The sequence below is a fragment of the Microbacterium meiriae genome (genome assembly GCF_040702565.1).
GTDB classification, from domain to species: domain Bacteria; phylum Actinomycetota; class Actinomycetes; order Actinomycetales; family Microbacteriaceae; genus Microbacterium; species Microbacterium meiriae.
Map to the genome: position 1 here is coordinate 584679 of NZ_JBFBLJ010000001.1, position 25061 is coordinate 609739.

A 25061-nucleotide genomic window follows, 5' to 3' on the forward strand; every position below is an offset into this window, starting at 1 on the left:
ATGCTTGTCGATCTGCATTTCGACCTCCCCTCGGGGTGCCGCTCTCCCGCGCACTCGCCGGAATATCATGGGGGGTATGAGCGAACAGCGCGTGCACCTGTCCAAGACGGAGCCTGCGGCCTATCAGGCCCTCGACGCCTTCTCGAAGACGGTCGGCAGCATCTGCGCGGCGAACGGGATCGATGATCGGCTGAAGGAGATCGTCATGATCCACTGCTCGCAGCTGAACGGGTGCAGCTACTGCACGCGGATCCACGTGGACCGCGCGGTCGCCGCCGGGCTGGATGTCGACACGATCAGCCAGATCGCCGTGTGGCGTGAGAGCGGTGTGTTCAGCGATCGCGAGCGTGCCGCGCTCGAGCTGGCCGAGGCCTTCACCTTCATCGCGGAGGATGGCATCTCGGACGAGGTCTACGACCTGGTGGGGAGCGTCTTCACCGAGAAGGAGTACGCCGCGCTGAGCTGGGCGTGCGTGTCGATCAACGCCTTCAACCGCATCGTCATCGCCGGGCGCTACCCGGTGCCCCCGCGCGGCTCTCAGGCGGGCGCGTGACGGTCCTCGACGTCGAGGGCGTGACCAACGTCCGAGACGTCGGCGGGATCCCCGTGGCGGGTGGACGCATCCGCCACGGCGTTCTGCTGCGGTCAGGTCAGCTCTCCACGGCGACGACGAAGGGCGCCGCGCGCCTGCGGTCGGCGGTGCGCCACATCGTCGACCTCCGCGACGGCGAGGAGGTCGCCGCGGAACCGAGCGAGATCGAGGGCCCGGAGACGACCCACCTTCCGCTGTTCCTCGGGTCGGTGCGCTCCTTCTTCGAGTCCGACACGAGTCTCGACGACCTGTACCTGCATCTTCTGGAGGAGAGCGCCGAGCGGCTGGTCGCCGCCGTCCGGGTGATCGCCGCGGGGGAGCCGACGCTGGTCCACTGCACCGTGGGCAAGGACCGCACGGGGGTGACGGTCGCGCTGGCGCTCTCGGCGGTCGGCGCCGACAGGGAAGCCGTCATCGCCGATTACGCTCTCACCGAGTCGCAGCTGCCGGCCGAACGGTCACGGCGCATCGCCGCGTACCTGCGGTCGCAGCATCCCGAGGCGGTGCACGCCGTGGATCTCGCCACCCGCTCACCGGCCGAGGTGATGCGTCGGCTGCTCGCGGAAGTGGACGAACGGTGGGGGTCGGCCGCCGGCTATCTGCACGCGAACGGCATGACGGATGACGAGCTCGCCGCTCTGCGCGATGCGCTCGTCGAGCCCGTGTCGGAGGATGCCGCCGCCGAAGGTTAGGCAAGCCTTCGCTTGGTGTACGATGGGATCACCATGGACACCACGCTCGACACCCGGGGCACGCGTGCGGCACGCCGCGCGGCGCGCCGTCGCGCACACCACCTGGTCACCGCCGACGAGCATTCGCTGCTCGACCTCGAGGCGTTCCTCGCGACTCTCCCGCTCTGTGCGTCCGGTCGCATCTTCATCGAGGTTCCCGATGCCTCCGACATCGGCGTGATCCATGCGCCGGGCCGCATGACGGTCACCTGGCTCGCGCGTTCCGCGCGCTCCGGAGCCCCGGGCAGTGGGCGCGGCTGCACCCCGGGTCAGGCGCTGGCCCGAGCCACGTGCGCATGGGCTGACGAGATGCTGCTGGATGACGAGGTCGAGACGCACGTCACACTGCTCGGCGGCTACCTCGGCACGGCCGACATCGTCGAGCACCTCACCGACCGCCTCGGCGTCGCCGCGCACCGCATCCGCGTGCCGGAGCGCTTCGGTCTGCTTCCCGTCGAGAACTGAGTCAGCGGGTGCGGCGCACGTAGTTGCCGTCTTCCAGTCCTGCTTCGATCTCGAAGCGGTTGCGCAGCGGGTCCCGTCCCGCGAACAGGTAGAGCACCGGCATCAGGAAGCCGTAGCGCAACCACTGCTGCTTGTGGACGGCCTCGTGGCGCAGCACCGCGTCCGTCGGCCGCGCGCCGCCGGTGAGGAAGCACCCGCCGACGCAGACGCCGCCGCGGTGGAAGGTCCACCGCGGCATGCCGCGGAAGACCCAGAGTCCGCCGCGCCGTTCGATCGGACCGGTGCTCCACAGCGTGCCCCAGATCCAGCCGACGGCCGTTCCCCAGAGGTAGCCCAGTCGGCTGATCGGCGAGCGCAGCAGGAACGAGGGGATGCGGCGATCCGTCCGGCGCCCGCGGGCGAGGCGTTCCGCCGCGATCGTCTCCCAGCCCGCCCTGGGACTCATGCGACGGCTCCGACGAGGCGCAGGATCGCGCCGAGATCGTCGACCGCGTCGGCGGGCGTGCGGGGTGCGAAGCCCGCGATGGTCGCCCCCGCCAAGGGGACGCGGGCTCGCAGTTCTCTGATCGCTGTGCTCAGAGACGTCGGGGTGACGCCGAAGGGAACGGCAGCGGAGACCCCGGTGAAGGTCGCGGGATCGAGGACGTCGACGTCGATGTGCACCCAGACGCGTTGGGCGCCCGTGTCCTGCACGGCGTCGGCGAGCGCGCCCGGATCGTCCAGATCGGTCACCGCGAGGTTCCGGAGGCGGCCCCAGTCGTCGGTCTCGGCATCGTCCACGTTCCGGACGCCCACGGTGACGACACGGTCTCGGGGGATGCCGGGGGAGAGGGCGAGCTGCGGTTCTCCCTCACCGATGACGGCGCGCAGCGCCATGCCGGAGAACGCGCCGGAGGGTGATGTGTCCGGAGTGTGCAGGTCGGCGTGCGCATCGCACCAGACCACCGCGAGGTCGTCGGTGCCTCCGGGGAGCGTGTCGAGTGCGGCGACGGTGATGCTGCAGTCACCGCCGATCAGCACGGTTCCGGCTTCGAGATGCCCGGCCACGAGCTCCCGGGTCCGCGCGAGCGCGCTGAGTCGTCGGACGCCTGTACCCAGCGATTCCCCGGCCTCGACGGGGACGTCGAGGACGGTCGTCGCCGCACGCGGCAGATCGCCCGCGATGGCCGACGCGCCGTCGACGAGGAGCATCGCGCGGGCGGCGGGTGAACCCTGCCACTGCGGCACGACGAGGAAGCGCACCATGGAGACCTCCCGGAGACGGAACGGCGGGTGCCCGGGCGTGCGCCCGGGCATCCGCGACGGTGTCAGTTGCCTTCGAGCGCCTGCCGCGGCGCGCTGCCGCCGGCCTTCAGCTCGGCGAGGCGCGCCTCGACCTCGGTGAGCTCCCCGAGGTCCTCGAGGCTCTCGAACTGGGCGTCGAGGCTCGAGGCGGCCAGCTCCGCCTTGCCCTGGGCGAGAGCCTCCTGGCGGCGGACCTTGTCCTCGAACCGTCCCAGCTCGCTGGTGGGGTCGAGCACGTTGATCGAGCTGACCGCGTCCTGCACCTTGGTCTGCGCCTCGGCGACCTTGGCGCGGGCGAGGAGCTCGCTGCGCTTGTTCTTGAGCTCGTTGAGCTTGTCCTTCATGCCGTTCAGGCCGCTCTTGAGCTTGTCGACGATCTCGGTCTGAGCCGCGATCTGCGGCTCGGCGCTCGTCGCCTCCCGCTCGGCGCTGATCTGGCGCTGCAGGGCGATCTTCGCGAGGTTGTCGAACTTGTCGGCGTCAGCGCTGTTGCCCGAGCCGCGCATCTCGTCGGCCTTGCGGCTGGCGGCGAGGGCCTTGTTGCCCCACTCGGTGGCCGCCTGCACGTCTTCCTCGTGGTCGCGCTCCAGCAGCCGCAGGTTGCCGATGGTCTCCGCGATCGCGGACTCGGCGTCGGCGATGCTGTTGGTGTAGTCGCGGACGAGCTGGTCGAGCATCTTCTGCGGGTCTTCCGCAGAGTCCAGGAGGGCGTTGATGTTCGCGCGGACGAGGGTGGAGATCCGTCCGAAGATGGACTGCTTGGTCATGCGTGGTTCCTTTCAGAGGGGCGTCTTCGAGAGCTTGGCGTATGTGTCTGTGCGAGGGATCAGAAGCGTCGACCTCCGGACCGTCCTCGTCCGCCACCGCGGGATCCGCCGCCGCCGAACCCGGAGCTGCGGAAGCCGCCCGAGGAGCGCCAGCCGCTGCTGCGCCGCGAGGAGCCGCCGCCCCCGCCGCCGGCGAGCAGTCCGCCGATGATCCCGCCGAGGATGTCCCCGCCGATGCCGGAGCCGGTGGAGCGGGACCCGGAGCCGCCGAAGACTCCGCCCCAGCCGTCGTCCGCGTAGGCGCCGGGGGAGTACGCGCGCAGGTCGGCCTCCGCCGCGGATGTGGCCTCGCGCGCGAGACCGAGGGCGCGCTGCGCCTCGGCGAGGGCGCGCTCCACCTCGGTCGTGCGCAGGGTGAGCGCCTGGGTGAGGGCGGCGTCCGCCGCAGCGAGCCGGGTGCGGGCGGTGGAACCCACCGTCCCCCGACGCGTTTCGATGAAGTCGCGCGCAGCGCGGATCTCCGACCCGGCCTGGGCGAGCGTCTGCTCGAGGAGCTGCTGTGCGCGACGCGCGCGGTCCACGGCTTCCCGCCCCTGGGCGATCGCGCCGTCGATCTGGGCGTTCGCAGCGGTGAGCGCGTCCAGGGCGCGCTGCGGGTTCCGCGGCGCGCCGAGGAGGTCCTGGTGCGCCGCCCGCAACTGCGCGGTGACAGCGCCGGACGCGGCGGCCAGAGCGCCGGTCGGATCGGGGAGCTGCGATGCTGCGGTGACATCGGCCTCCAGCTCCGCCACGAGGGCCTGCGCCTGCGCTTCGATGGCGGACAGCTCGGCGCCGAGGGCGGTGATCGCCTGGACGAGCTGCGCGGCCTGCGCGACCGCCTGTTCGGCGGTGCGGATCGCGAAGGCGGCCTCTCCGCTGCGGCCGGCGGCCAGCGCCTGAGCCGCCGCATCGATCGAGCGATCCGCCAGTGCCGCACGTTCCTGAGCCTGCGCGGGGTTGTCCGCCACGGTGGCCAGCGCGCTCTGGTCGTACGTTCCGGAGAGAGCAGCGAGCGCGGGTGCGGCGGAGGCGAGGAGCGACATCAGTTCGTCCCGCTCCCGACGCACGCGCTCCAGCTCCTGCGGCGCGTTCTCCTGCAGCTTGCGCAGTTCATCGAAGGCCTCGGTGTTGTCGTCGAGGATGTCGTCGATCTCGTCCGCCAGCCGGATGATGCGGATGTGCCACGCGCGCCGGTCGTGGATGGAGTCCTCGATCTCGTCGTCGAGCTTCTGCCGGAGGTCGAACGCCTCGGCGATCTTCGACTTCGCCTCGTCGATGGCGCGGGAGAACTCCGCGGTCGCGCCCTCGCCGTATTGCGCCACGGCGAATCCCAGCTCCTCCCGGCTCGAGGTGATGGCGTCGTCGGCGCGGACGAGCGCGGCGCCGGCCTGCTGCTCCACCTGCGCATCGGTGAGCGTGGAGAACGGATCGGCGGGGTCCGGGGTCTCCGGCATGGCGCCCCGCTCGCGGATGGCTGCGTTGCGGCGCGAGCGACGGACCAGGGCCACGACGAGCCAGATCAGCAGGGCGGCCGCGACCACCCCGACGATGATCAGCGTGACGCGGAGCGCTCCGGCGCCGCCGTCCCCCTGGATCTCGTCCGCGGCCAGTGTGATGGCGCCGACCCAGTCGCCGCTGCCGGCGAGCGGGGCGATGGCGTCCTCGATGGCGGCGAGCTGCCCGTCGCTCAACGGTCCGGAGGAGTCCGCGGAGATGTAGAGGCTGCGGCCCTCGACGGCGATCGCGAGCAGGTACTGTTCGGGGCCGAGCCGGTTGTCGTTCGCGACCTGATCGGCCCAGTCGACGCTGTCGCTCGGGTCGGTGAAGTCGTCGACGAGGACGACGAAGAGGTCGGCGGAGGAGTTGTCGGTGAGCTCCTGCAGGCGCGACTCGACCTGTTCCTCCTCGGCGGGGGAGAGGACGTCGGCCTGATCGGTGACGTACCCGGAGTCGAGCGTGAGCGGATCGGTCGCGGACGCCGCCGAGGCGGACAGCGCACCCGTCGCGACCGCGAGGGCCAGAGCACCCAGCGTCAGCCACCGTTTCGTCATCGTGTTCCCTCCGACCGGCAGCCGAGCCCCATGTGTCGAGTCTATGCACTGGGTACGACACGCGACAGCACTCGCGCGCGTCTCGGCGTTCGCCCTCAGCGGAGGCACATACGCTGGAAGGCATGGACGACAGGTACGGATCGGACGTGCTGGCGGCGGGCTGGCGCGAGCGCGGCGCGAAGCCGGTGCCGCAGGTGCCCGCGGAGGTCGATCTCGTGGTCGAGGTCGCGGCGGACGGGTTCTGCGGCGCCGTGACCAAGGTGCAGGGCGGCACCGTGGAGCTCGAGGACCGGCTCGGGCGGCGGCGCCTGTTCCCCCTCGGCGGCGGCTTCCTCATCGACGGAGCTCCGGTCCGCCTCGCCGCCCCGGCGGCGTCCGCACAGGGACCCCGTCGCACGGCCTCCGGATCTTTCGCGGTGGCGGATCAGCGGGCGCGGACGGCGCTGCCCAGCCGCATCCTCGTCGAGGGGCGGCACGACGCCGAGCTCGTCGAGAAGGTGTGGGGCGCCGACCTGCGCGTCGAGGGCGTCGTCGTCGAGTACCTGCAGGGCGTGGATCTGCTCGACGAGCTCCTCGCCGCTGAGCCCCCGAGTGCGCGACGGCGGTACGGAGTCCTCGTCGACCACCTCGTGCCGGGGTCGAAGGAGTCCCGCATCGCCGAGGCGGTCGCCCGCGGCCCGCACGGCCGGCACGTCCGCATCGCGGGCCACCCGTTCGTGGACGTCTGGCAGTGCGTCACCCCTCGGGCACTCGGCATCGCGGCATGGCCCGAGATCCCGCGCGGCGTCGACTGGAAGACCGGCATCTGCCGCGCGTTCGGCTGGCCGCACGAGACCCAGGCCGACACGGCGAGGGCCTGGCAGCACATCCTGTCGAAGGTGACGACCTACCGCGACCTCGAGCCCGCGCTCCTCGGGCGGGTGGAGGAGTTGATCGACTTCGTCACCGCGCCCGCGGGGTGACCGCGTCCGGCCGCGGGACCGCCGGCGACTACCCTGGATCCATGCCCGAACCGCGTACCTTCCGCGACGAACCGGTGTCCTTCGTGCGTCGGAGCGGCCGGATGTCCGAGGCGCAGGAGCGCGCCTTCACCGATCTCGCCCCGCACTATCTGCTGGATGTCCCGCGCGCGGTGGCATGGACCTCCGTGCACCCCGAGGCGCGGCTGGACGTCGCCGCCGAGTACGGCCGGGAGGCCGATCTCTTCGTCGAGATCGGGTCAGGACAGGGGCACGCCATCGTCGCCGCCGCGTCGAGCCGTCCGCACGACGACTTCCTCGCGGTGGAGGTCTTCCGTGCGGGGCTCGCCCGGACCATGCTCGACGCCGACCGCGCGGGTGCACAGAACCTCCGCGTCGTGGAGGCCAATGCGCCGGAGGTGCTCTCCTCGTACCTGCCGGAGGCAGCGGCGGCCGAGGTGTGGATCTTCTTCCCCGATCCCTGGCACAAGAAGCGCCACACGAAGCGTCGCCTGGTGCGCCCGGGATTCGGGGACACAGCCGCCAGGGCGCTGCGCGACGGCGGCCTCCTCCGGCTCGCAACCGACTGGGAGGACTACGCACTGCAGATGCGGGAGGTGCTCGACGCCGAGCCTCTGTTCGAGCGGGCCTTCGAGGGCGACTGGGCCGAGCGGTTCGACGGCCGCGTCATGACCGCGTTCGAGCGGAAGGGCCGTGCGAAGGGCCGCGACATCCGCGATCTCGTGTACCGCCGACGGGATCGTGCATGACGGAGGCCTCTCCGAGTGCGCCCATGGGGGTGCGCCTCGTCCCCGCGGCGCTGGTGTGCGCGGCCGCCCCGGCCTTCTTCGTCGTGGCGCTGCCCTGGCTCGGCTGGCTGCTGCTGGCGCTGGGCGTCGGTGCCGCCCTGCTCGTGGAGCGCCGCGGCGAGCCGCTGACCGGGGCCGACGGATCCCGGCGGCCCTCGCTCACCCGTGACCTCTCGCTGATCGCGCTCGGCATGCTCATCGTGAGCGTCATCCCGCTCGCGGCGGAGCTCGACAACCTGGCCATGCTGCGCTTCACCCTCGCGCTCGGCGGTGCGGTGCTCGTGCCGTATCTGCTCTCGCGGTTCGCCTTCCGCGACCGGGCGATCCGGTTCCCCTGGCGGACCGGGCAGCGCTGGGGACTGCTCCACTGGGGCTGGCTCGTCGCGGTGCTGGTGCTCGGCTGGCTGATCCTGCCCTTCTACTTCATCACCAGCGGCGTCTATCAGAACTGGCCCGTGGTGGACACGCCCGACCTCATCGCGCGGCTCTTCGTCGGCGTCGGCGCGGTCGGCATCTGGGATGAGCTGTTCTTCATCTGCACCGTCTTCGCGCTGCTGCGTCGCCATTTCCCCGATGCGCTGGCGAACGTGCTGCAGGCCGTCGTCTTCGTCTCCTTCCTCTGGGAGCTCGGCTACCGGGAGTGGGGGCCGCTGCTGACCATCCCGTTCGCGCTGCTGCAGGGGTTCATCTTCCTCCGCACCCATTCGCTGGCCTACGTCGTCACGGTGCACCTCCTCTTCGATGCGGTGGTCTTCGCCGTCCTCGTCCACGCCCACAACCCCGGGCTCCTGCCGATCTTCCTCGTCTGACGGGGTGACTTCGCGGTCGTCAGCGGTCACACTCGATGCATGACCGAGTGGGTGCTGCACGTCGACATGGATCAGTTCATCGCGGCAGTCGAGGTGCGGCGCCGTCCGGAGCTGGCCGGCCGTCCTGTCATCGTCGGGGGACGCGGTGATCCGACCGAGCGGGCCGTCGTCTCGACAGCGTCGTACGAGGCCCGCGCGTTCGGCATCGGGTCGGGCATGCCGCTGAAGATCGCGGCGCGGAAGGCGCCGGAGGACGCGGTGTTCCTGCCCGTCGATCACGCGGAGTACGAGCGGGCGTCGGACGAGGTGATGGCCGCGCTGCGTGCACTGCCGGACGTGGTGCTCGAGGTGGTGGGGTGGGACGAGTGCTTCCTCGGAGTCGCGACCGATGATCCGGAGGGCGTCGCGCGGGCCGCCCAGCGGGCGGTGGAGGAGGCCACCGGCCTGCACTGCTCGGTGGGCATCGGCGACAACAAGGTGCGGGCGAAGATCGCGACCGAGTTCGGCAAACCGCGGGGGGTCTTCCGGCTGACCGCCGACAACTGGTTCGCGGTGATGGGCGACCGGCCGACGCGTGACCTGTGGGGCGTGGGGCCGAAGGTGCAGAAGCGGCTGGCGACCCACGGTATCGCGACGGTGCGCGAGCTGGCGGCCGCGGACGAGGAGACGCTGGTCGCGGAGTTCGGTCCGAGGATGGGGCGGTGGTATCTGGGTCTGGGCTCGGGGCTGGGGCCACGGATCGTCGACGACACCCCGTGGGTGGCCCGGAGCCACAGTCGGGAGACCACATATCAGCAGAATTTGACGACGCCTGAGGCGGTGCAGGACGCGCTGCGGGAGCTCGCGGGACACGCGTTCGACGACTGCGCCGCCGAGGGGCGCCCGGTCACGCGGGTGCACCTCAAGGTGCGGTATGCGCCGTTCGAGACGAAGACATTCGGCCGGAAGCTCCCGGCCCCCACGACGGAACGAGAGGACGTGGTCGCGATGGCACTCGCTCTCGGCGAGACCCTCGACGCCGACCGGGAAGTGCGGCTGCTCGGTGTCCGTGCCGAGATGACCATGCCCGACGAGCCGGACGGCGCGGAACGCACCCCCGTGCGCGGTCGCATCTGACTCAGTCGCGGACCATCGCGGCGATCGCGCTCACCTCGATGAGCGCTCCGGGCACGCCGAGGCCCGCCACCCGGGCGGCGGTCACCAGGGGCGGGGCGCCCTCTCTGGCGAGCGTGGCGGCCACGGCGCCATACGCCGCGCGCAGATCTGCCTCCTGATCGATGAGGACGGTCCAGCTCACGACGTCGTCGAGCGTCGCCCCCGCGGACTCCAGTGCGACTCGGGCGTTGTCGAGAGCGCGAAGGGACTGCGCGGCCACGTCGGGGGAGACGACGGCACCGGAGGCATCGACGCCGTTCTGCCCTCCGATGTAGACGGTGGTCGCCCCGGGCGGGATGACGGCGGCGTGACTGAAGGCAGGGCTGCGGACGAGGCCGTCCGGTTGCAGGAAGGTGATGTCCATGCGCAGATCATGCCCGAGGGCACCGACATCGCGCACCCCTGGTCTCACACGGGGTCGGACGGGACGAGCGGTGGTGGGGCCGGGACGCTGGTCACCGTGCCGGTCGTGCCGAGGTTGCCGAGGGCATCGAAGACCGCGATCACGACCGCGGCACTCACCACGGCACCGTGCAGCGGGTGGTGCCAGAACTGCAGCCGCGCGGTCAGCCGGTCTGCGCTCACGCTGACCACGAGTGCCCGCACCCCGGAGGAGGACATCGCGCCGGGAGGCAGCCGCTCGATGTGGCCGCTGCAACTCGGGTTCGACCGGTTCTACGGCTTCCTCGGTGGCGAGACGAACAACTGGTACCCCGATCTCGTCGAGGACAACCACTTCATCGAGCAGCCGTACCGCCCGGAGGACGGGTATCACCTGTCGAAGGATCTCGCCGACCAGGCGCTCGCGATGATCCGGAACCAGCAGGCCTCGAACCCCTCAAAGCCCTGGTACATGTGGTTCTGTCCCGGCGCGAACCACGCTCCGCACCACGCGCCGCAGGAGTACATCGACAAGTACAAGGGGGCGTTCGACGACGGCTACGACGCCTATCGCGAGTGGGTGCTCGCCCGCATGATCGAGAAGGGCGTGCTGCCGGAGGGCACGCAGATGACGCCGTTCAACCCGTTGCCGGACGAGGCGGCGAACCCGGCCGACTACGTGCGCCCGTGGGCGGAGCTGAACGACGACGAACGGAGGCTGTTCGCGCGGATGGCCGAGGTCTTCGCCGGCTTCTCCGAGTACACGGATGCCCAGGTCGGTCGGATCGTGGACTACCTGGAGGAGACGGGGCAGCTGGACAACACGATCATCTTCTACTGCGCCGACAACGGCGCCTCGGGGGAGGGATCACCGGACGGCTCCGTGAACGAGAACAAGTTCTTCAACGGCTACCCCGACGATCTCGCCGAGAACCTCGCGATGATCGACACCCTCGGCTCCGCGGACACCTACAACCACTATCCGACCGGGTGGGCGGCCGCGTTCTCCACGCCGTTCCAGATGTTCAAGCGCTACTCCCAGTACTCCGGCGGCACCTGCGACCCGATGGTCGTGCACTGGCCGAAGGGGATCGCGGCGAAGGGGGAGCTGCGCCACCAGTACCACCACTCGGTGGACGTCGTGGCGACAGTGCTCGACGTCATCGGCATCGAGATGCCGGAGTCCTACCGTGGGGTGCCGCAGAGACCGCTCGACGGCGTCTCGATGAAGTCGTCCTTCGACGCGGCGCCGGACGGTCCGACGCAGAAGACGGTGCAGTACTACTCGATGCTCGGCACGAGGGGCATCTGGAAGGACGGCTGGAAGGCCGCCGCCGTACACGCGCCGCTGAGCGGCAAGGGCCACTTCGACGACGACGTGTGGGAGCTGTATCACGTGGCGGAGGACCGTTCCGAGTCGAACGACCTCGCCGCGACCCACCCGGAGAAGCTGCAGGAGCTCATCACCGCATGGTTCGCCGAGGCGGAGGCGAACTTCGCCCTTCCGCTCGATGACCGCTCCGCCCGCGAGATCCTGACGGTCCCGCGGCCCCAGGCCGAGTCGCCCCGGGATCGCTATGTGTACTTCCCCGGCACCGCGGCGGTACCGGAGAGCGTCGCGGTGAACGTCCGAGGGCGCTCCTACAAGATCATCGCCGACGTCGTGCTCGACGAGGGTGCCGAGGGCGTGCTCTTCGCGCACGGCTCGCGCTTCGGCGGGCACTCCCTGTTCCTCAAGGGCAACAGGCTCGTCTACGTGTACAACTTCCTCGGCATCCCGCCGGAGCAGTCGTTCACCTCGGACGAGCTCACCCCCGGCCCGCATACCCTCGGCGTGGAGTTCGTCCGCGAGGGGGCGGGGGAGCACGGCGAGTCCGTCGGCACGACCACGCTGTACGTCGACGATCGTGCGGTGGCGTCAGGTCCGATGCGGGCGCAGGTCGGGAAGTTCACGCTCTGCGGCGACGGACTCTGCGTCGGGTGGGACAGCGCCGACCCGGTGAGCGCGCAGTACCGCAACCCGTTCCCGTTCACCGGCGGCAAGCTCCTGGGCGTGGCGGTGGACGTGAGTACGGAGCAGTATCTCGATATGGAACTCGAGGCAGCGGCGATGCTGTCGCGCGAGTGATCGACCGGAGCGGGCCGAGGCCTAGCATGAGGGCATGACGGCGATGATCGAGGTCCCCGGCGGCACGCTCCTCATGGGGTCGGACGAGTTCTACCCGGAGGAGGGGCCCGTCCACGAGCGGCGCGTGGAGCCGTTCACGCTGGACGAGCATCCCGTGACCAATCGCCAGTACGCGGCCTTCATCGAGGACACCGGCTACGTCACGATCGCCGAGCGGCCGATGGACCCTGCCGACTACCCAGGCGTGCACCCGGACGACCTCGTCCCCGGGGCCATGGTCTTCACGCCGACACGCGGTCCCGTCGACCTTCGCGACTGGCGTCAGTGGTGGCGGTGGGAGCCCGGGGCGTCCTGGCGGCACCCCTTCGGGCCGACCTCGTCGATCGATGACCGTCTCGATCATCCGGTCGTGCAGGTCGCGTACCCCGATGCCGTCGCCTACGCCGCGTGGGCCGGCAGGCGCCTGCCCACCGAGGCGGAGTGGGAATGGGCGGCGCGCGGTGGCCTCGTCGGTGCCCGCTTCGCCTGGGGGGAGGACACGAAGCTGGACGGCACCCTCATGGCGGATACCTGGCAGGGTGCCTTCCCGTACCGGAACGATGGCGCCGACGGGTGGATCGGCACCGCTCCGGTGGCCTCGTTCCCCGCCAACGGCTACGGCCTGCACGACATGATCGGCAACGTGTGGGAATGGACGGCGGACTACTGGACGCACCGACATGTACCGCCGAGAGCCGTGGGCGTCGAGGCGGGACATCGCGCGAGCCTGCTGTCCTCCGAGCCCGGGTCGCCCATCCCGCGCCGCGTGCTCAAGGGCGGCTCGCACCTCTGCGCTCCGGAGTACTGCCTCCGCTACCGCCCTGCGGCGCGATCGGCGCAGGCAGAGGACACCGCCATGACCCACATCGGCTTCCGCTGCGCCCTCTGACCGCCCGGCACTGCCGGACTCAGGCCGGGTCGGGGAACACGGACGCCCAGTCGTCCTTGACGCTGACCACGGTGTAGCCGCGGTCGTCGGCTGCGCGCAGGGCCTTCTCGGCTCCCGTGTCGTAGGGGGTGTCGTCGCGGCCCGCGTCGTCGTGATGGATCAGCAGCGCGAGTCCGCGGCGAGGGCCGCCGTGCGCGAAGTCGAGCATGGGCATGTCCCCGTTGGAGTTGCCGGCGGCGAGCAGCGGACGCCGACCGATCCGGCTCCAGATCCGCACCGGTTTCTCCGGACCGTCGTCGAAGAACGCCAGGGCGGACGAGTAGCGGACGCTGGCATCCTTCTCGTCGTAGGTGAGCCCGAGCGCCGAGCCGATCACGCGCTCAGGAGGGACGCCGTAGTTCGCCTGGGTCATCGGCCGCATGAAGTCGCGCTCGCCGCCGGAGACGATGTAGCAGGTGAAGCCATGGGCTTCGAGGTAGCGCAGCAGCTCCACCATCGGCGTGTACACGGAATCCGCGTACGGGCGACCGAGGATCGGGTGCTGCGCGGAGCGGTAGAACTCCGTGACCGAACGGGCGTAGTCCTCCACGCTGACACCGTCGGTCAGCCCCAGGAGCGCCTGGATGATGACACCGAGGTCGGAGTCGTCGCCGGCGTAGTGCTTGTCGATCGCGGTGCCGAGCCAGGCGAGGTCACCGGTCACCGCCGCGCGGTACGGCTGGTTCTCGGCGAGGGACGGGTCGCGGGTGGCCGCCTCGCGCCAGCGCTCGACCACGTAGTGCAGCTGGGTGGGCATGGGCTTCTCCGACCACAGTGTGCCGTCGTTGTCGAACACGGCGATCCGTTCTTCGACGGGGACGGCCTCCGGGCCGGTGGTCGCGGCGGCGACGAACGCCTCGATGGCGCGGCGCGTGGTGGTGTCCCGCCAGGATGACAGGGGAGTGGAGTCCATGACCGCGATCCTCCCAGGCGCGGCGTCGGATGCCGAGCGTCCCTCACCCGGAGCGGACGAGTCCCGTTGCCGCCCGGGCGTGCGGGAATACCCGCGGAGGGTATAAGGTTGTGCCGAAGGAGTACCCCAGGGGGGTATCCCGAGGAAAGGAAAGCATGGTGAGCACGAGCGAGTACCAGGTCACCGGAATGACGTGCGGCCACTGCGAGATGGCGATCCGCGACGAGGTGTCGCGCATCCCCGGTGTCGAGGGTATCGATGTCAGCGCGCAGAGCGGGAGACTCGTGGTGCGCAGCTCCGCCCCCGTCGACGACACGGCCGTGCTGGCCGCCGTGGACGAGGCGGGCTACCAGGCGGTACGGTCCTGATGGACACCCCATCCGCGACCAGTGTGGAGCTGGAGATCGGCGGCATGACCTGCGCGTCGTGCGCGATGCGGATCGAGAAGAAGCTCAATCGTCTCGACGGCGTCACCGCCACCGTGAACTACGCGACCGAGAAGGCGAGCGTCACGGTGCCGGCGGGCGTCGACACCGCCCTGCTCATCGCCGAGGTCGAGAAGACCGGCTACACCGCCGTCGTCCCTGCGCCTCCCGCGCCGGAGGGTGCGCAGCCCGACGGAGAGCAGCCGGATCCGGAGCTCACCGCGCTGCGGCAGCGGCTGATCGCCGCCGTCGTGCTCACCGTCCCGGTCATCGCGATGGCGATGATCCCGGCGCTCCAGTTCACGTACTGGCAGTGGCTGTCGCTCGCGCTCGCGGGACCTGTGATCGTGTGGGCGGCCTGGCCGTTCCACAAGGCGGCCTGGATCAACCTCCGGCACGGAGCGGCCACGATGGACACGCTCATCTCGATGGGCACGCTCGCCGCGCTGCTGTGGTCGCTGTACGCGCTCTTCTTCGGCACCGCCGGGATGCCAGGTATGACGCACCCGTTCGAGCTGACCGTGGCGCCCAGCGACGGTGCTGCCAACATCTACCTCGAGGTCGGAGCCGGGGTGACCACGTTCATCCTCGCCGGGCGCTACTTCGAGAAGCGCTCGAAGCGGCAGGCCGGTGCGGCGCTCCGCGCGCTGCTGGAACTCGGCGCGAAGGAGGTCGCCGTGCTCCGCGACGGCGTCGAGACGCGGATCCCGACGAGCGAGCTGCGGGTCGGGGACCAGTTCGTCGTGCGTCCAGGGGAGAAGATCGCCACCGACGGTGTCGTGGTCGGCGGCACGTCCGCGGTCGACGCCTCCATGCTCACCGGTGAGTCGGTGCCCGTGGAGGTCGGCGCGGGCGATGCCGTCACCGGAGCCACCGTGAACGCCGGCGGACGGCTGGTGGTCCGTGCGACCCGGGTCGGCGCCGACACCCAGCTCGCGCAGATGGCGCGGCTGGTGGAGGACGCGCAGACCGGGAAGGCCGAGGTCCAGAGGCTCGCGGACAAGGTCTCCGGGATCTTCGTGCCGATCGTGATCGTCATCGCCCTCGGCACGCTGGTGGCCTGGTTGGCGGCCGGATTCCCTGCGTCCGCCGCGTTCACCGCCGCGGTCGCGGTGCTCATCATCGCCTGCCCCTGCGCGCTGGGTCTGGCCACGCCGACCGCCCTGCTCGTCGGCACCGGTCGCGGCGCCCAGATGGGCATCCTCATCAAGGGCCCCGAGGTGCTGGAGTCGACCAGGAAGGTCGACACGATCGTGCTCGACAAGACGGGGACGGTCACCTCCGGTCGCATGACGCTGACCGCGGTGCACACCGACGACGGGGTGGAGCGCGAGGAGCTGCTGCGGCTGGCCGGCGCCCTCGAAGACGCCTCCGAGCACCCGATCGCTCAGGCTGTGGCGGCCGCGGCCACCCGCGAACTCGGCGCCCTGCCGGCCGTCGAGGAGTTCGGGAACATCGAGGGCAAGGGTGTCCAGGGCATCGTGGACGGTCACGCCGTCGTCGTGGGACGCACCTCGCTGCTCGCCGACTGGTCGCAGCACCTGTCCGCAGGGCTGAGAGCGGCCACGACCGAGGCGGAGGCTCAGGGCACGACCGCGATCGCGGTGGGCTGGGATGGCCGGGCCCGCGGAGTGCTCGTCGTCGCCGATACGGTCAAGGCCACGAGTGCGGAGGCGGTGGCGCAGCTCCGCGCACTGGGGCTGACCCCCGTCCTGCTCACCGGTGACAACCGCGCGGTGGCGGAGCAGATCGCACGCGAGGTCGGGATCACCGAGGTGATCGCCGAGGTGCTGCCCCAGGGCAAGGTCGACGTCGTGCGCCGGCTTCAGGACGAGGGCAAGGTCGTCGCGATGGTCGGGGACGGCGTGAACGACGCGGCGGCCCTCGCGCAGGCGGACCTCGGGATGGCGATGGGGACCGGAACCGACGCGGCGATCGAGGCGAGCGACATCACCCTCGTCCGCGGCGACCTCCGCAGTGCCGCCGACGCGATCCGCCTGTCCCGCCGCACGCTCGGCACGATCAAGGGCAACCTGTTCTGGGCCTTCGCCTACAACGTCGCGGCGATCCCGCTCGCGGCGCTCGGCCTGCTCAACCCCATGCTCGCCGGTGCGGCGATGGCGTTCTCCAGCGTCTTCGTCGTCGGCAACAGCCTCCGCCTGCGGTCCTTCCGCAGCAGGGCGGTGGACACCCCGTGAACGAACGACAGAGGAGCACCGACATGTCCGATTCCCCCGCAGGATCCTGCTGCAGCGTCCCGCGCCAGAGCGGCGTCTCCGCCGACGGGCGCACCGACCTGCTCGCCGTGCCGGCCGAGAGCATGGCCGAATGCCCGGTGATGGCCGGAACACCCGTGGTGATCGCGACCGCCGAGGCCGCGGGCCTGTACCGCGACCACGAGGGCACGCGCTACTACTTCTGCTGCGCGGGCTGCGGGCCGGCGTTCGACGCCGATCCCGCGAAGTACACCAGGGCGGCCTGAGCCCCCATCCGTGCGGGGCCGCGACAGAATCGGCCCCGCACGGCATCATCGACGTTGGAGGGAAGACATGAGCACCTCGCACCACGACCATTCCGCGCACGGCCACCCCGCGGCAGCCGGGACCGGGACGCAGACGAGCCACTCCGAACACGCGGACCACACCGCGCACGGAGACCACACGGACCACGCAGGACACACCGGGCACACCGGGCACGGGGATCACGAGGGACACGGAGGTCACGGGGGCCATGGCGGTCATGGCGACCACGTCGCCCAGTTCCGGCGGCTGTTCTGGATCATGCTCGTCCTCGCGGTCCCCACCGTGCTGCTCTCGGGCATGTTCGCGATGGTCCTCGGCTACCCGCTCCCCGACATCCCGGGCCTGGCATGGGTGTCGCCGGTCCTCGGCACCGTCATGTACGTGTGGGGAGGGAAGCCGTTCCTCACCGGCGCCGTCAGCGAGATCCGTGCGCGCAAGCCCGGGATGATGCTGCTCATCGGTCTCGCGATCACCGTGGCGTTCGTCGCCTCGTGGGGAGCGAGCCTCGGCCTCCTGCACCACGAGCTCGACTTCTGGTGGGAGCTCGCCCTGCTGATCGTCATCATGCTGCTGGGGCACTGGATCGAGATGCGGTCGCTCGCACAGACCACCTCCGCCCTCGACTCGCTGGCCGCCCTCCTGCCGGACGAGGCGGAGCGCGTCGAGGGCGATCAGGTCGTGCGCGTCTCTCCCTCGGACCTCCGCGTGGGAGACGTCGTGGTGGTGCGCCCCGGCGGCAGCATCCCCGCGGACGGTCGCATCGTCGACGGCCGCGCCTCGATGGACGAGTCCATGGTGACGGGGGAGTCCCGTACGGTCACCCGTGCGACCGGCGACCCCGTGACCGCGGGCACCGTCGCCACCGACTCCGGGCTGCGCGTGGAGATCACCGCGACCGGCGACGACACGACGCTCGCGGGGATCCAGCGGCTCGTCACGGAAGCGCAGAACTCCTCGTCTCGCGCGCAGCGCCTCGCCGACACGGCCGCGGGTTGGCTGTTCTGGTTCGCGTTGGGTGCCGCCGTGATCACCGCCGTCGTGTGGAGCGCCGTCGGTCTGCCGGATGACGCCGTGATCCGCACGATCACCGTCCTCGTGATCGCCTGCCCGCACGCACTGGGACTGGCCATCCCGCTCGTCGTGTCGATCGCGACCGAGCGTGCGGCGCGCGGCGGCGTCCTCGTGAAGGACCGGCTCGCCCTGGAGAGCATGCGCACCGTCGACACCGTGCTGTTCGACAAGACCGGCACCCTGACCAAGGGCGAGCCCGTCGTGTCCGAGGTGTCGGTGGCCGGCGCGGAGACCGCGGACGAGGTGCTGGCGCTCGCCGCGGCCGCCGAGGCCGACAGCGAGCATCCGCTGGCGAAGGCCATCGTGCGCGCTGCGCGCGACAAGGAGCTCCCGGTGCCGGCCAGCCGCGACTTCTCGTCTTCTCCTGCGGTCGGTGTGACCGCGACGGTGGACGGAGCCGTGATCCGGGTCGGCGGCCCGCATCTGCTCACGGAGGAGGACGCCCAGGAGCTCCCCGTCGCGGAGGGCTGGCGTGCAGACGGTGCGATCATCCTGCACGTGCTGCGTGACGGCCAGGTCGTCGGGGCGCTCAAGCTCGCGGACGAGGTGCGTCCGGAGTCGCGGGACGCGGTCGATGCGTTGCATGCGCTCGGCGTCCAGGTCGTGATGATCACCGGTGACGCGGAGGCCGTCGCGCACACCGTCGCGACGGACCTCGGCATCGACCGCGTGTTCGCCGGCGTCCGGCCGGAGGACAAGGCGGCGAAGGTGCAGGAGTTGCAGCGCGAGGGCCGCAAGGTCGCGATGGTGGGAGACGGCGTGAACGATGCGCCCGCGCTCGCCCAGGCCGACGTGGGTCTCGCGATCGGCGCAGGGACCGACGTGGCGATCGCTTCCGCGGGGGTCATCCTCGCGGGCGACGACCCCCGCGCCGTGCTGTCGGTCATCGAGCTGTCCCGTGCCTCCTACCGGAAGATGAAGCAGAACCTCTGGTGGGCGGCGGGGTACAACCTGCTCTCCGTGCCGCTCGCCGCGGGGGTGCTCGCGCCGATCGGCTTCGTGCTGCCGATGTCCGTGGGTGCGGTGCTGATGTCGCTGTCGACGATCGTGGTGGCCCTCAACGCGCAGCTGCTGCGGCGGCTCGACCTCCGTCCTGAGGTCGTCACCGCAGAGATCCGGCAGCGCTGAGCCTCACACGCCGCCGGCTCGGTCCCGGCTCAGTGCCGGCGGCCGAGGCGGCGGAGAGCGCGGACGCCCAGGACCGCCGTCAGCGCCCAGGGCCCGACGACGATGATCGGGTCGAGCCACGTGTGCCGGAGATCGATGCGGCCTCGTCCGAACCGTGATGCGAGCGGACGGTGACGGGGTTCCGCGAGAACGCCGGTCTGGGTGATCGGATCGTCCGGTCGCCGGGTCACCAGGGAGCGGGCGTGCGCCGTCACGGCGTCCACACGGTCTCCCAGGACGAGCAGCAGCCAGCGGGTGTTCTTCGTCTCGCTGAACCGATCGTAGGCCACGCGCCGGATGGCTCCGGACACGCCGTGCAACGGCTGCGCGGTGCCCCAGACCGGGGGCAGCATGCCGTGTTCGATCGAGCGCTCGCGGCCGCGGTCGGGGCCCTGACGCTCCGGGAGGTCCCAATGGGCGCCCGTGTCGCCGACATCGTCCAGCTGCTGCCAGGTGCGGCGGTGCTCGGGGGCGAGGTCGGCGCCCCAGCCCGGGATCCGGGCGCGCAGCTCGTCGGGGGTCGGCGCGGGGAGGGGGCGAGATCCTTCGTACGGCATGGTCATTCCTCTCCGACGACGATGAGCGGCTTGATGCAGTCGTCGAGCTTGGACGAGAACACATGGTAGGCCTCGGCGATATGCTCCAGCGGGAAGCGATGGGTGAGCAGCTCGGACGGCCGGATGTGCCCCGCCTGGATGTGTTCGAGCAGTCGCGGCCACTGCCTCTTCACGGGTGCCTGGTTGCCACGCACCGTGAGGCCTTTGTTGATGATGTCCCCGAGACGGACGGAGGTGACCAGCGGCCCGTAAGCCCCGAGGATCGAGACCGTCCCTCCCTTGCGCGCGCTGTCGATGGCCCAGTTCAGGGCGACGGGGGAGCCGCCCTGCAGCTTCAGTTTCGCGCCGGTCACGTGCTGGACGACGCTGCCGTCCGCCTCCGCGCCGACCGCGTCGATCACCACGTCGGCGCCGAGGTAGCCGGTCGCCTTCTTCAGGGCGAGGACGATGTCACCGACCTCATGGAGGTGCATCGTCTCGGCGAAGGCGAACTGCCTGGCCTTCTCGAGCCGGTAGTCCAGGTGGTCGACGACGATGACGCGCCCCGCGCCGAGGAACCAGGCCGAGCGCGCGGCGGCGAGGCCGACGGGACCGGCGCCGAACACGACCACCGTGTCCCCTTCGGCGATGTCACCCTGCTGAGCACCGAAGTAGCCCGTGGAGAACGCGTCTGTGAGCAGCAGCGCATCCTCCGAGGCGAGCCATTCCGGGATCACCGACGGGCCGACATCGGCGAACGGCACACGGACGCGCTCGGCCTGCCCGCCGTCGTACCCGCCAGTCGTGTGCGAGTAGCCGTAGATCCCGCCGACGGCGGTCGCGTTCGGGTTCACGTTGTGGCAGTTCGAGAAGAGGCCGCGACGGCAGAAGTAGCACGACCCGCAGTAGATGTTGAAGGGCACCATCACCCGGTCGCCAGGGCGCAGCGTCTCCACCGAGGAGCCCACCTCCTCCACCACCCCGACGATCTCGTGACCGAAGGTGTGCCCGATGCGGGTGTCGGGCATCATGCCGTGGAAGAGGTGGAGATCCGATCCGCAGACGGCAGCCCTCGTGACCCGCACGATGGCGTCGTTCGGATGCTGGATCGTCGGATCGGGTTTCTCCTCGACCCGGATCTTGTACGGTCCGCGGTAGGTCATCGCCTTCATCGGGTGCTCCTTCGCTGCGTCGGGGTGACCGACGCTAAGCACCGCCTCGAGGATCACTCAGGGCGTTGACGAACGGCGCAGGAGAGCGTAGAGCGGGTGCTCACCTCTCGGAGAGGGCCCCGGTCTCCGCACGCGCACGACGGCTGCGGGCCGCGAGCACCAGGCCACCGAGGACCGCGGCGAGGAGCGAGCCGACGAGGACGCCGATCTTCACGTGATCGTCCGCGACGCTGCTGCTGCCGTACGCGAGTTCTCCCACCAGCAGCGAGACCGTGAACCCGATGCCCGCGAGCAGGGACATGCCCGCGAGATCCGGCCAGCGCAGCGACTCATCGAGGCGCAGGGCCGGCACGCGGCTCAACAGGAAGGTCGTGAGCAGGATGCCGATGGGCTTCCCGAGCACGAGCCCCACGATGATCCCGATCGTGATCGGATCGGTCAGCGCCGAGACGAGGCCGTCCATGCCGCCGATCTCGACCCCGGCCGCGAAGAACGCGAACACCGGCACGGCGACGAGGGTCGCGACGATGCCCCAGCGGTCGGCGAAGTGCGCGGCGAGCCCGTCGTACACCGGGGCACCGTCGCCGTCCGTTCCGGTGCGCACCCGCGCGCGGTCCGTCGGGCGCACCGGCACCATGAAGCCGAGCAGCACGCCGGCGACCGTCGCGTGCACCCCCGAGGCGTGCACGAATGCCCACACGGCGAGAGCGAGGGGGAGCAGGATCCACCAGGATCGGATGCCGTTCTGCACGGCGAGCGCGAAGCCTGCGAGGGGGAGGAGCGCGAGGATCAGCCAGGGGAAGCTGATGGTCTCGGTGTAGAAGGTGGCGATGATCGTGATGGCGATCAGGTCGTCGATGATCGCGAGGGTCAGCAGGAACACCCGCAGGGCCGGCGGGAGGAAGCGGCCGACCACGGCGAGCACGGCGATCGCGAACGCGATGTCCGTGGCCGTGGGGATCGCCCACCCGCGCAGCACGTCGGCGCCCGAGGCCGCGTTGATCGCGACGAACAGCAGGGCAGGGACGACCACGCCGCCGACCGCGGCGGCGATCGGAAGCGCGGCACGGCGCGGATCGCGCAGGCGCCCGGCCACGAACTCCTCCTTCAGTTCCAGACCGACGACGAAGAAGAACACCGCGAGGAGGCCGTCGGCGGCCCAGGCACCGACACTGAGCTCGAGGTGCCACTCCGGGATACCGAAGCGGAAGTCCCTGATCGCCTCGTACCACGGGGCGGCGGGGGAGTTGGCGAGGATCAGGGCGGCGAGCGTGGCGGTCAGCAGCAGACCGCCGCCGAGCACGTCGCTGCGGGCGGTGGAGCGGATGCCGCGCCAGAGCTCATGCGGCGCGAGACGGAAACGGGCAGGGGACGACGAAGAAGACACAGGGATACCTCACGGCAGATGGATGGGTGACGCGATGTAGCGCACCCGTCCGGGTGCGGCTTATCCCTGTGGCGGCGGGCAGCCGGCGATCTCGCCGTGCGAGAGGGTGCCCCAGACGCTCGTCCACCCGTTCGTGCCGGGGTGCAGCACCACGCGCATCCATTCCGTCATCGGCGTCGCGGACGACAGACGGCGCGGAGCGCGCGTCGAACCGGCGATGAGGAGGGAGGGCACGGATCCAGGCTACCGGTCCGTGCGTCGGGGCTGCTGACGGGACCCTGGGCGCACGAGAAGAGGGACCGTCCGTCTGGACGATCCCTCTTGTCTCAAGTGAAGTATCCGATCCAATTGCCCAGGCCTCAGCAAGCAGATCGGTTGGTTCGATTACCCGCGGTCGCCTTCAGCTCATCTAACACGGGCATCGCATCAGACGGGTACCTGCTGCGCGAGCGAACCGCATTCAAGGTGAAATTACGATTTGACGAGCTGATGCGCGCGTTGGTGAGAAACTTCGAACAAGTCGCCTATGTCCCGAAGAGTGATCTCTTGAGCGGCTAGCTGTTTGGCCAACGCTCGAGCTCGCTCATTCGCTTCGCGCTCTTTCCTCTCGGCCTCCGCGCGTTCGATCTTGATGTCTTCGAGGATCTGCGTGACGTGCTCTACAGTCCCGATGCGCTCAGCTTTGACGTGAATTCCGAATGAATCGAGTGGAATATCTAGGGTGACGGCGATGTACTCTTTTGCCATTTGATGCGCTTCCTTGATCGTGCGGGCTTGCGTGAGCCCATCGATCTCGGGGATGGCGACCATCCACCATTTTCCCTCACGGCTGACGATGACCTCATAGCTCTTCACTTGGTGGCCTCCTCAATTGCCTTGTTGATCTGGCGAACAACGCCGGGAGAGATCGTCTTGTGCCCGTCCGGGACGCTGATGCTGGTGTTTTCCTTTGCCCAGACGGTGTGCGACCCAACCGTTCGGACCGCGGTGAACCCGGCGGCCCGTAGTGCCTTGACCATCTTCCGGGTGGGTTGCTCGCTGACCATGAGTATAGTCTACCCAGGGTAGACAGTGGCATCAAGGGAGCCTAGACAGGCGATGGGTGGCTGCGGTTTCTTCGGCCACCCGCTCAGCCCTCTCTTGAACGCGCGCGAAGAATACGCCTGGAGTCACCCCGAGAACCTCGAGCAGATTAAAGACAGTCTGCACTCGAATCGGCCTCCCGCCAGTGACCGCCCTGAACAGAGTGGTGTAGTCGACGCCAAGTTCCGCAGCGATGTTTCGGATACTGCGCCCGGCTCCCGCGATCTCGGCCCTTAGCTGCTCAGTGGTCGCGGCGGCGTAGTTGATCCCCATGCTCGCATCGTAGATGCCGCTCAATTGCGTGTCATCTAGAGAAGCGGATGCCTGACGCCACAGCGATCATCGGAACCGTGACGCCCGGTACTCGCAGTCGAAACCGAGACCCGAAGCGCCCCAACCGACACCCATCCCATCCGCGGCCCAACGCCACATCAGTGAAGTCCGCTACTGGACGCTCCTCCACCGCCGGGCGATCCATTCAAGGAATCGAAGCTGGCCCGGTGACGGCGCGGATGGTGAAAGAGCGGATCGGCAAAACGGTTCCGCGGACGGCTGAAACGTGCCGCCTGAGCGCGAAAAGCCGATAAAAACGTAGCCACCTCGAAAATCGAGGTGGCCACAGTTTTGGCTACTGCGAGCCGGGGTTTCCCCAGCTCTCCCAGTGTTTTCTAGTGCCCCCGACAGGAGTCGAACCTGCGACCTACGGTACCGGAAACCGGCGCTCTATCCACTGAGCTACGGAGGCGTACCGATCGACAATATCACTCGTCGGGGGTGGTCTCCGACCCACCGGCCTCCGTGACCGGCGCGGCGCGCAGTTCGTCGAGCGCTGCGGCCAGCTTCTCCGCGAGGTAGCGGTGGCCATCGGTGGACGGATGCTTGCGCCCGACCTCCACGTCGATGACGGCGAGATAGTTCTCGTCGGTGATCCAGTCCCGCTCGATCGGGGAGATGTACCACCAGCCGCGGGCCGAGGCGAGAGCCGCGAGGTCCCGATCGATCCGTGCCGTCTGCGCCCCGACCGGGAGCTCGTGCGGCGCGGGCCCGAGCACGACGATCGCCGCCTCCGGGTAGCGCGCCGTCAGCGCGTCCCATGCGGCGGTCACGGCGTCGCGATAGCCGGCCTCGCCCTGCGCCCGGTCGTTGATGGAGCCCTGGATGATGACGAGATCCGGGTCGAGGGCCGGGTCCAGTGCCGCGATGCGCTCGCCGAAGGTGGGGCCGTCGATGCCGGGCTTGAGGTAGCCGCTGCCCCGGACGCCGTCCACGATGGTCGTGCCGCGCAGGAGGTCGGCGAGCACGTACGCATACCCCAGGGTGGGGTCGGAGGCGGCCGAGCCGTAGGTCCAGGAATCACCGAAGACGAGGACGGTCGGCTCCTCCGGGAGCGCGAGCGGCGCGGGAGCGATCACCGCGATGGATTCGTCTCCGGCTGCCGCGCCGACGGGGAGGGACGACGGCGCCGGAACCCAGGGGCGCCAGACTCCGAGGACCCCCGCGGCGACGGCGACGAGAAGAGCGGTGGCGACGCCCGCGATGCGCAGTCGACGAGAGGCGGCGGGGGCGTTCATGGCACGAGAGTAGATCACGGAACGCGGAACGCAAACTCTTCGCGACGAGGGGCGGCGGAGAGGGGTGGCGCGCCCCC

28 protein-coding genes and 1 tRNA gene are annotated in these 25061 nt (G+C 70.2%); 13 read left to right on the forward strand and 16 right to left on the reverse strand.

What is annotated here, in order from left to right:
- Positions 1 to 76: 76 nt before the first annotated feature.
- The 3 genes from AB0310_RS02750 to AB0310_RS02760 are packed head-to-tail and all read left to right on the forward strand — an operon-like array spanning position 77 to position 1788.
- Positions 77 to 553: a carboxymuconolactone decarboxylase family protein gene (locus AB0310_RS02750; protein WP_259955113.1), complete on the forward strand. Its 477-nt coding sequence runs from the start codon at positions 77 to 79 to the stop codon at positions 551 to 553.
- Positions 550 to 1284, forward strand: coding sequence for a tyrosine-protein phosphatase (locus tag AB0310_RS02755; protein WP_259955112.1), 735 nt, complete (start codon positions 550 to 552; stop codon positions 1282 to 1284). Before AB0310_RS02750 ends, AB0310_RS02755 begins: the two co-directional genes overlap by 4 nt.
- A 33-nt stretch (positions 1285 to 1317) precedes the next feature.
- Positions 1318 to 1788, forward strand: coding sequence for an SIP domain-containing protein (locus AB0310_RS02760; RefSeq protein WP_259955111.1), 471 nt, complete (start codon positions 1318 to 1320; stop codon positions 1786 to 1788).
- Position 1789: 1 nt separating this feature from the next.
- Here the strand turns inward: AB0310_RS02760 and AB0310_RS02765 are convergent, their stop codons facing one another.
- From AB0310_RS02765 to AB0310_RS02780, 4 genes are all read right to left on the reverse strand, one after another.
- Entirely contained in the window at positions 1790 to 2233 is a 444-nt protein-coding gene (locus tag AB0310_RS02765) for a Fe-S oxidoreductase (RefSeq protein WP_366236537.1), read from the reverse strand.
- Positions 2230 to 3033 carry an arginase family protein gene (locus AB0310_RS02770; RefSeq protein WP_366236917.1) on the reverse strand — a complete coding sequence of 268 codons (804 nt, stop codon included), beginning with the start codon at positions 3031 to 3033 and terminating at the stop codon, positions 2230 to 2232. Before AB0310_RS02770 ends, AB0310_RS02765 begins: the two co-directional genes overlap by 4 nt.
- A 62-nt stretch (positions 3034 to 3095) precedes the next feature.
- Positions 3096 to 3839 (reverse strand): PspA/IM30 family protein, encoded by a 744-nt coding sequence (locus AB0310_RS02775; protein WP_187663768.1) that lies wholly within the window; start codon positions 3837 to 3839, stop codon positions 3096 to 3098.
- Between the two features lie 59 nt (positions 3840 to 3898).
- Positions 3899 to 5929 carry a TPM domain-containing protein gene (locus AB0310_RS02780; RefSeq protein ID WP_366236538.1) on the reverse strand — a complete coding sequence of 677 codons (2031 nt, stop codon included), beginning with the start codon at positions 5927 to 5929 and terminating at the stop codon, positions 3899 to 3901.
- Between the two features lie 122 nt (positions 5930 to 6051).
- Between AB0310_RS02780 and AB0310_RS02785 the strand changes: the two genes are divergently transcribed.
- From AB0310_RS02785 to AB0310_RS02800, 4 genes are read left to right on the forward strand one after another with little or no spacing between them, the layout of a single operon-like run.
- The gene (locus AB0310_RS02785; RefSeq protein ID WP_366236539.1) at positions 6052 to 6891 is read left to right on the forward strand and encodes a DUF3097 domain-containing protein; all 840 of its coding nucleotides are present in this window, start codon (positions 6052 to 6054) and stop codon (positions 6889 to 6891) included.
- Between the two features lie 41 nt (positions 6892 to 6932).
- Positions 6933 to 7658, forward strand: a complete 726-nt coding sequence (trmB, locus tag AB0310_RS02790) for a tRNA (guanosine(46)-N7)-methyltransferase TrmB (protein WP_187663771.1) — start codon at positions 6933 to 6935, stop codon at positions 7656 to 7658.
- Entirely contained in the window at positions 7655 to 8506 is an 852-nt protein-coding gene (locus AB0310_RS02795) for a CPBP family intramembrane glutamic endopeptidase (RefSeq protein ID WP_366236540.1), read from the forward strand. The genes trmB and AB0310_RS02795 overlap by 4 nt, the downstream gene beginning before the upstream one ends.
- Before the next feature lie 39 nt (positions 8507 to 8545).
- Positions 8546 to 9622, forward strand: coding sequence for a DNA polymerase IV (locus AB0310_RS02800; protein WP_366236541.1), 1077 nt, complete (start codon positions 8546 to 8548; stop codon positions 9620 to 9622).
- A 1-nt stretch (position 9623) separates the two neighbouring features.
- Here AB0310_RS02800 and AB0310_RS02805 read toward each other — a convergent pair whose 3' ends face one another.
- The gene (locus AB0310_RS02805) at positions 9624 to 10025 is read right to left on the reverse strand and encodes a RidA family protein (RefSeq protein ID WP_366236542.1); all 402 of its coding nucleotides are present in this window, start codon (positions 10023 to 10025) and stop codon (positions 9624 to 9626) included.
- 44 nt (positions 10026 to 10069) lie between these two features.
- Positions 10070 to 10282 carry a hypothetical protein gene (locus tag AB0310_RS02810; RefSeq protein WP_366236543.1) on the reverse strand — a complete coding sequence of 71 codons (213 nt, stop codon included), beginning with the start codon at positions 10280 to 10282 and terminating at the stop codon, positions 10070 to 10072.
- A 22-nt stretch (positions 10283 to 10304) separates the two neighbouring features.
- Between AB0310_RS02810 and AB0310_RS02815 the strand changes: the two genes are divergently transcribed.
- Together AB0310_RS02815 and AB0310_RS02820 are read left to right on the forward strand one after the other, a co-directional pair.
- Positions 10305 to 12170 carry a sulfatase-like hydrolase/transferase gene (locus AB0310_RS02815; RefSeq protein ID WP_366236544.1) on the forward strand — a complete coding sequence of 622 codons (1866 nt, stop codon included), beginning with the start codon at positions 10305 to 10307 and terminating at the stop codon, positions 12168 to 12170.
- Between the two features lie 34 nt (positions 12171 to 12204).
- The gene (locus AB0310_RS02820; RefSeq protein WP_313366690.1) at positions 12205 to 13098 is read left to right on the forward strand and encodes a formylglycine-generating enzyme family protein; all 894 of its coding nucleotides are present in this window, start codon (positions 12205 to 12207) and stop codon (positions 13096 to 13098) included.
- A gap of 19 nt (positions 13099 to 13117) precedes the next feature.
- Here the strand turns inward: AB0310_RS02820 and AB0310_RS02825 are convergent, their stop codons facing one another.
- Entirely contained in the window at positions 13118 to 14050 is a 933-nt protein-coding gene (locus AB0310_RS02825; protein ID WP_313366691.1) for an HAD family hydrolase, read from the reverse strand.
- Between the two features lie 155 nt (positions 14051 to 14205).
- On the opposite strand from AB0310_RS02825, the gene AB0310_RS02830 reads away from it, so the two are divergent.
- The 4 genes from AB0310_RS02830 (at position 14206) to AB0310_RS02845 (ending at position 19196) form a co-directional block, all read left to right on the forward strand.
- Positions 14206 to 14418: a heavy-metal-associated domain-containing protein gene (locus tag AB0310_RS02830; protein ID WP_366236545.1), complete on the forward strand. Its 213-nt coding sequence runs from the start codon at positions 14206 to 14208 to the stop codon at positions 14416 to 14418.
- The gene (locus tag AB0310_RS02835; RefSeq protein WP_280565921.1) at positions 14418 to 16673 is read left to right on the forward strand and encodes a heavy metal translocating P-type ATPase; all 2256 of its coding nucleotides are present in this window, start codon (positions 14418 to 14420) and stop codon (positions 16671 to 16673) included. Before AB0310_RS02830 ends, AB0310_RS02835 begins: the two co-directional genes overlap by 1 nt.
- 23 nt (positions 16674 to 16696) lie before the next feature.
- A complete protein-coding gene (locus AB0310_RS02840) occupies positions 16697 to 16957 on the forward strand; it encodes a YHS domain-containing protein (protein WP_280565920.1) in 261 nt (86 codons plus the stop codon).
- Between the two features lie 67 nt (positions 16958 to 17024).
- Positions 17025 to 19196, forward strand: a complete 2172-nt coding sequence (locus tag AB0310_RS02845) for a heavy metal translocating P-type ATPase (protein WP_366236546.1) — start codon at positions 17025 to 17027, stop codon at positions 19194 to 19196.
- A 29-nt stretch (positions 19197 to 19225) separates the two neighbouring features.
- On the opposite strand, the gene AB0310_RS02850 is transcribed toward AB0310_RS02845, so the two are convergent.
- The 9 genes from AB0310_RS02850 to AB0310_RS02890 form a co-directional block, all read right to left on the reverse strand.
- Positions 19226 to 19792, reverse strand: a complete 567-nt coding sequence (locus AB0310_RS02850; protein WP_292796662.1) for a hypothetical protein — start codon at positions 19790 to 19792, stop codon at positions 19226 to 19228.
- Between the two features lie 2 nt (positions 19793 to 19794).
- The gene (locus AB0310_RS02855; RefSeq protein WP_366236547.1) at positions 19795 to 20943 is read right to left on the reverse strand and encodes a zinc-dependent alcohol dehydrogenase; all 1149 of its coding nucleotides are present in this window, start codon (positions 20941 to 20943) and stop codon (positions 19795 to 19797) included.
- A gap of 100 nt (positions 20944 to 21043) precedes the next feature.
- Positions 21044 to 22330: a Na+/H+ antiporter NhaA gene (nhaA, locus tag AB0310_RS02860; protein ID WP_366236548.1), complete on the reverse strand. Its 1287-nt coding sequence runs from the start codon at positions 22328 to 22330 to the stop codon at positions 21044 to 21046.
- Between the two features lie 60 nt (positions 22331 to 22390).
- Positions 22391 to 22564 (reverse strand): hypothetical protein, encoded by a 174-nt coding sequence (locus tag AB0310_RS02865; protein ID WP_164498170.1) that lies wholly within the window; start codon positions 22562 to 22564, stop codon positions 22391 to 22393.
- Between the two features lie 237 nt (positions 22565 to 22801).
- The gene (locus tag AB0310_RS02870; protein ID WP_187663797.1) at positions 22802 to 23185 is read right to left on the reverse strand and encodes a HicB family toxin-antitoxin system; all 384 of its coding nucleotides are present in this window, start codon (positions 23183 to 23185) and stop codon (positions 22802 to 22804) included.
- Complete coding sequence (locus tag AB0310_RS02875) at positions 23182 to 23376, reverse strand: type II toxin-antitoxin system HicA family toxin (protein WP_187663798.1); 195 nt, start codon at positions 23374 to 23376, stop codon at positions 23182 to 23184. Before AB0310_RS02875 ends, AB0310_RS02870 begins: the two co-directional genes overlap by 4 nt.
- A gap of 31 nt (positions 23377 to 23407) precedes the next feature.
- Complete coding sequence (locus AB0310_RS02880) at positions 23408 to 23686, reverse strand: helix-turn-helix domain-containing protein (protein ID WP_366236549.1); 279 nt, start codon at positions 23684 to 23686, stop codon at positions 23408 to 23410.
- Between the two features lie 399 nt (positions 23687 to 24085).
- A tRNA-Arg gene (locus tag AB0310_RS02885) sits at positions 24086 to 24158 on the reverse strand.
- A gap of 16 nt (positions 24159 to 24174) precedes the next feature.
- On the reverse strand, positions 24175 to 24984 hold the full coding sequence (locus tag AB0310_RS02890) for an SGNH/GDSL hydrolase family protein (RefSeq protein WP_187663800.1): 810 nt from the start codon (positions 24982 to 24984) through the stop codon (positions 24175 to 24177).
- Between the last annotated feature and the right edge of the window lie 77 nt (positions 24985 to 25061).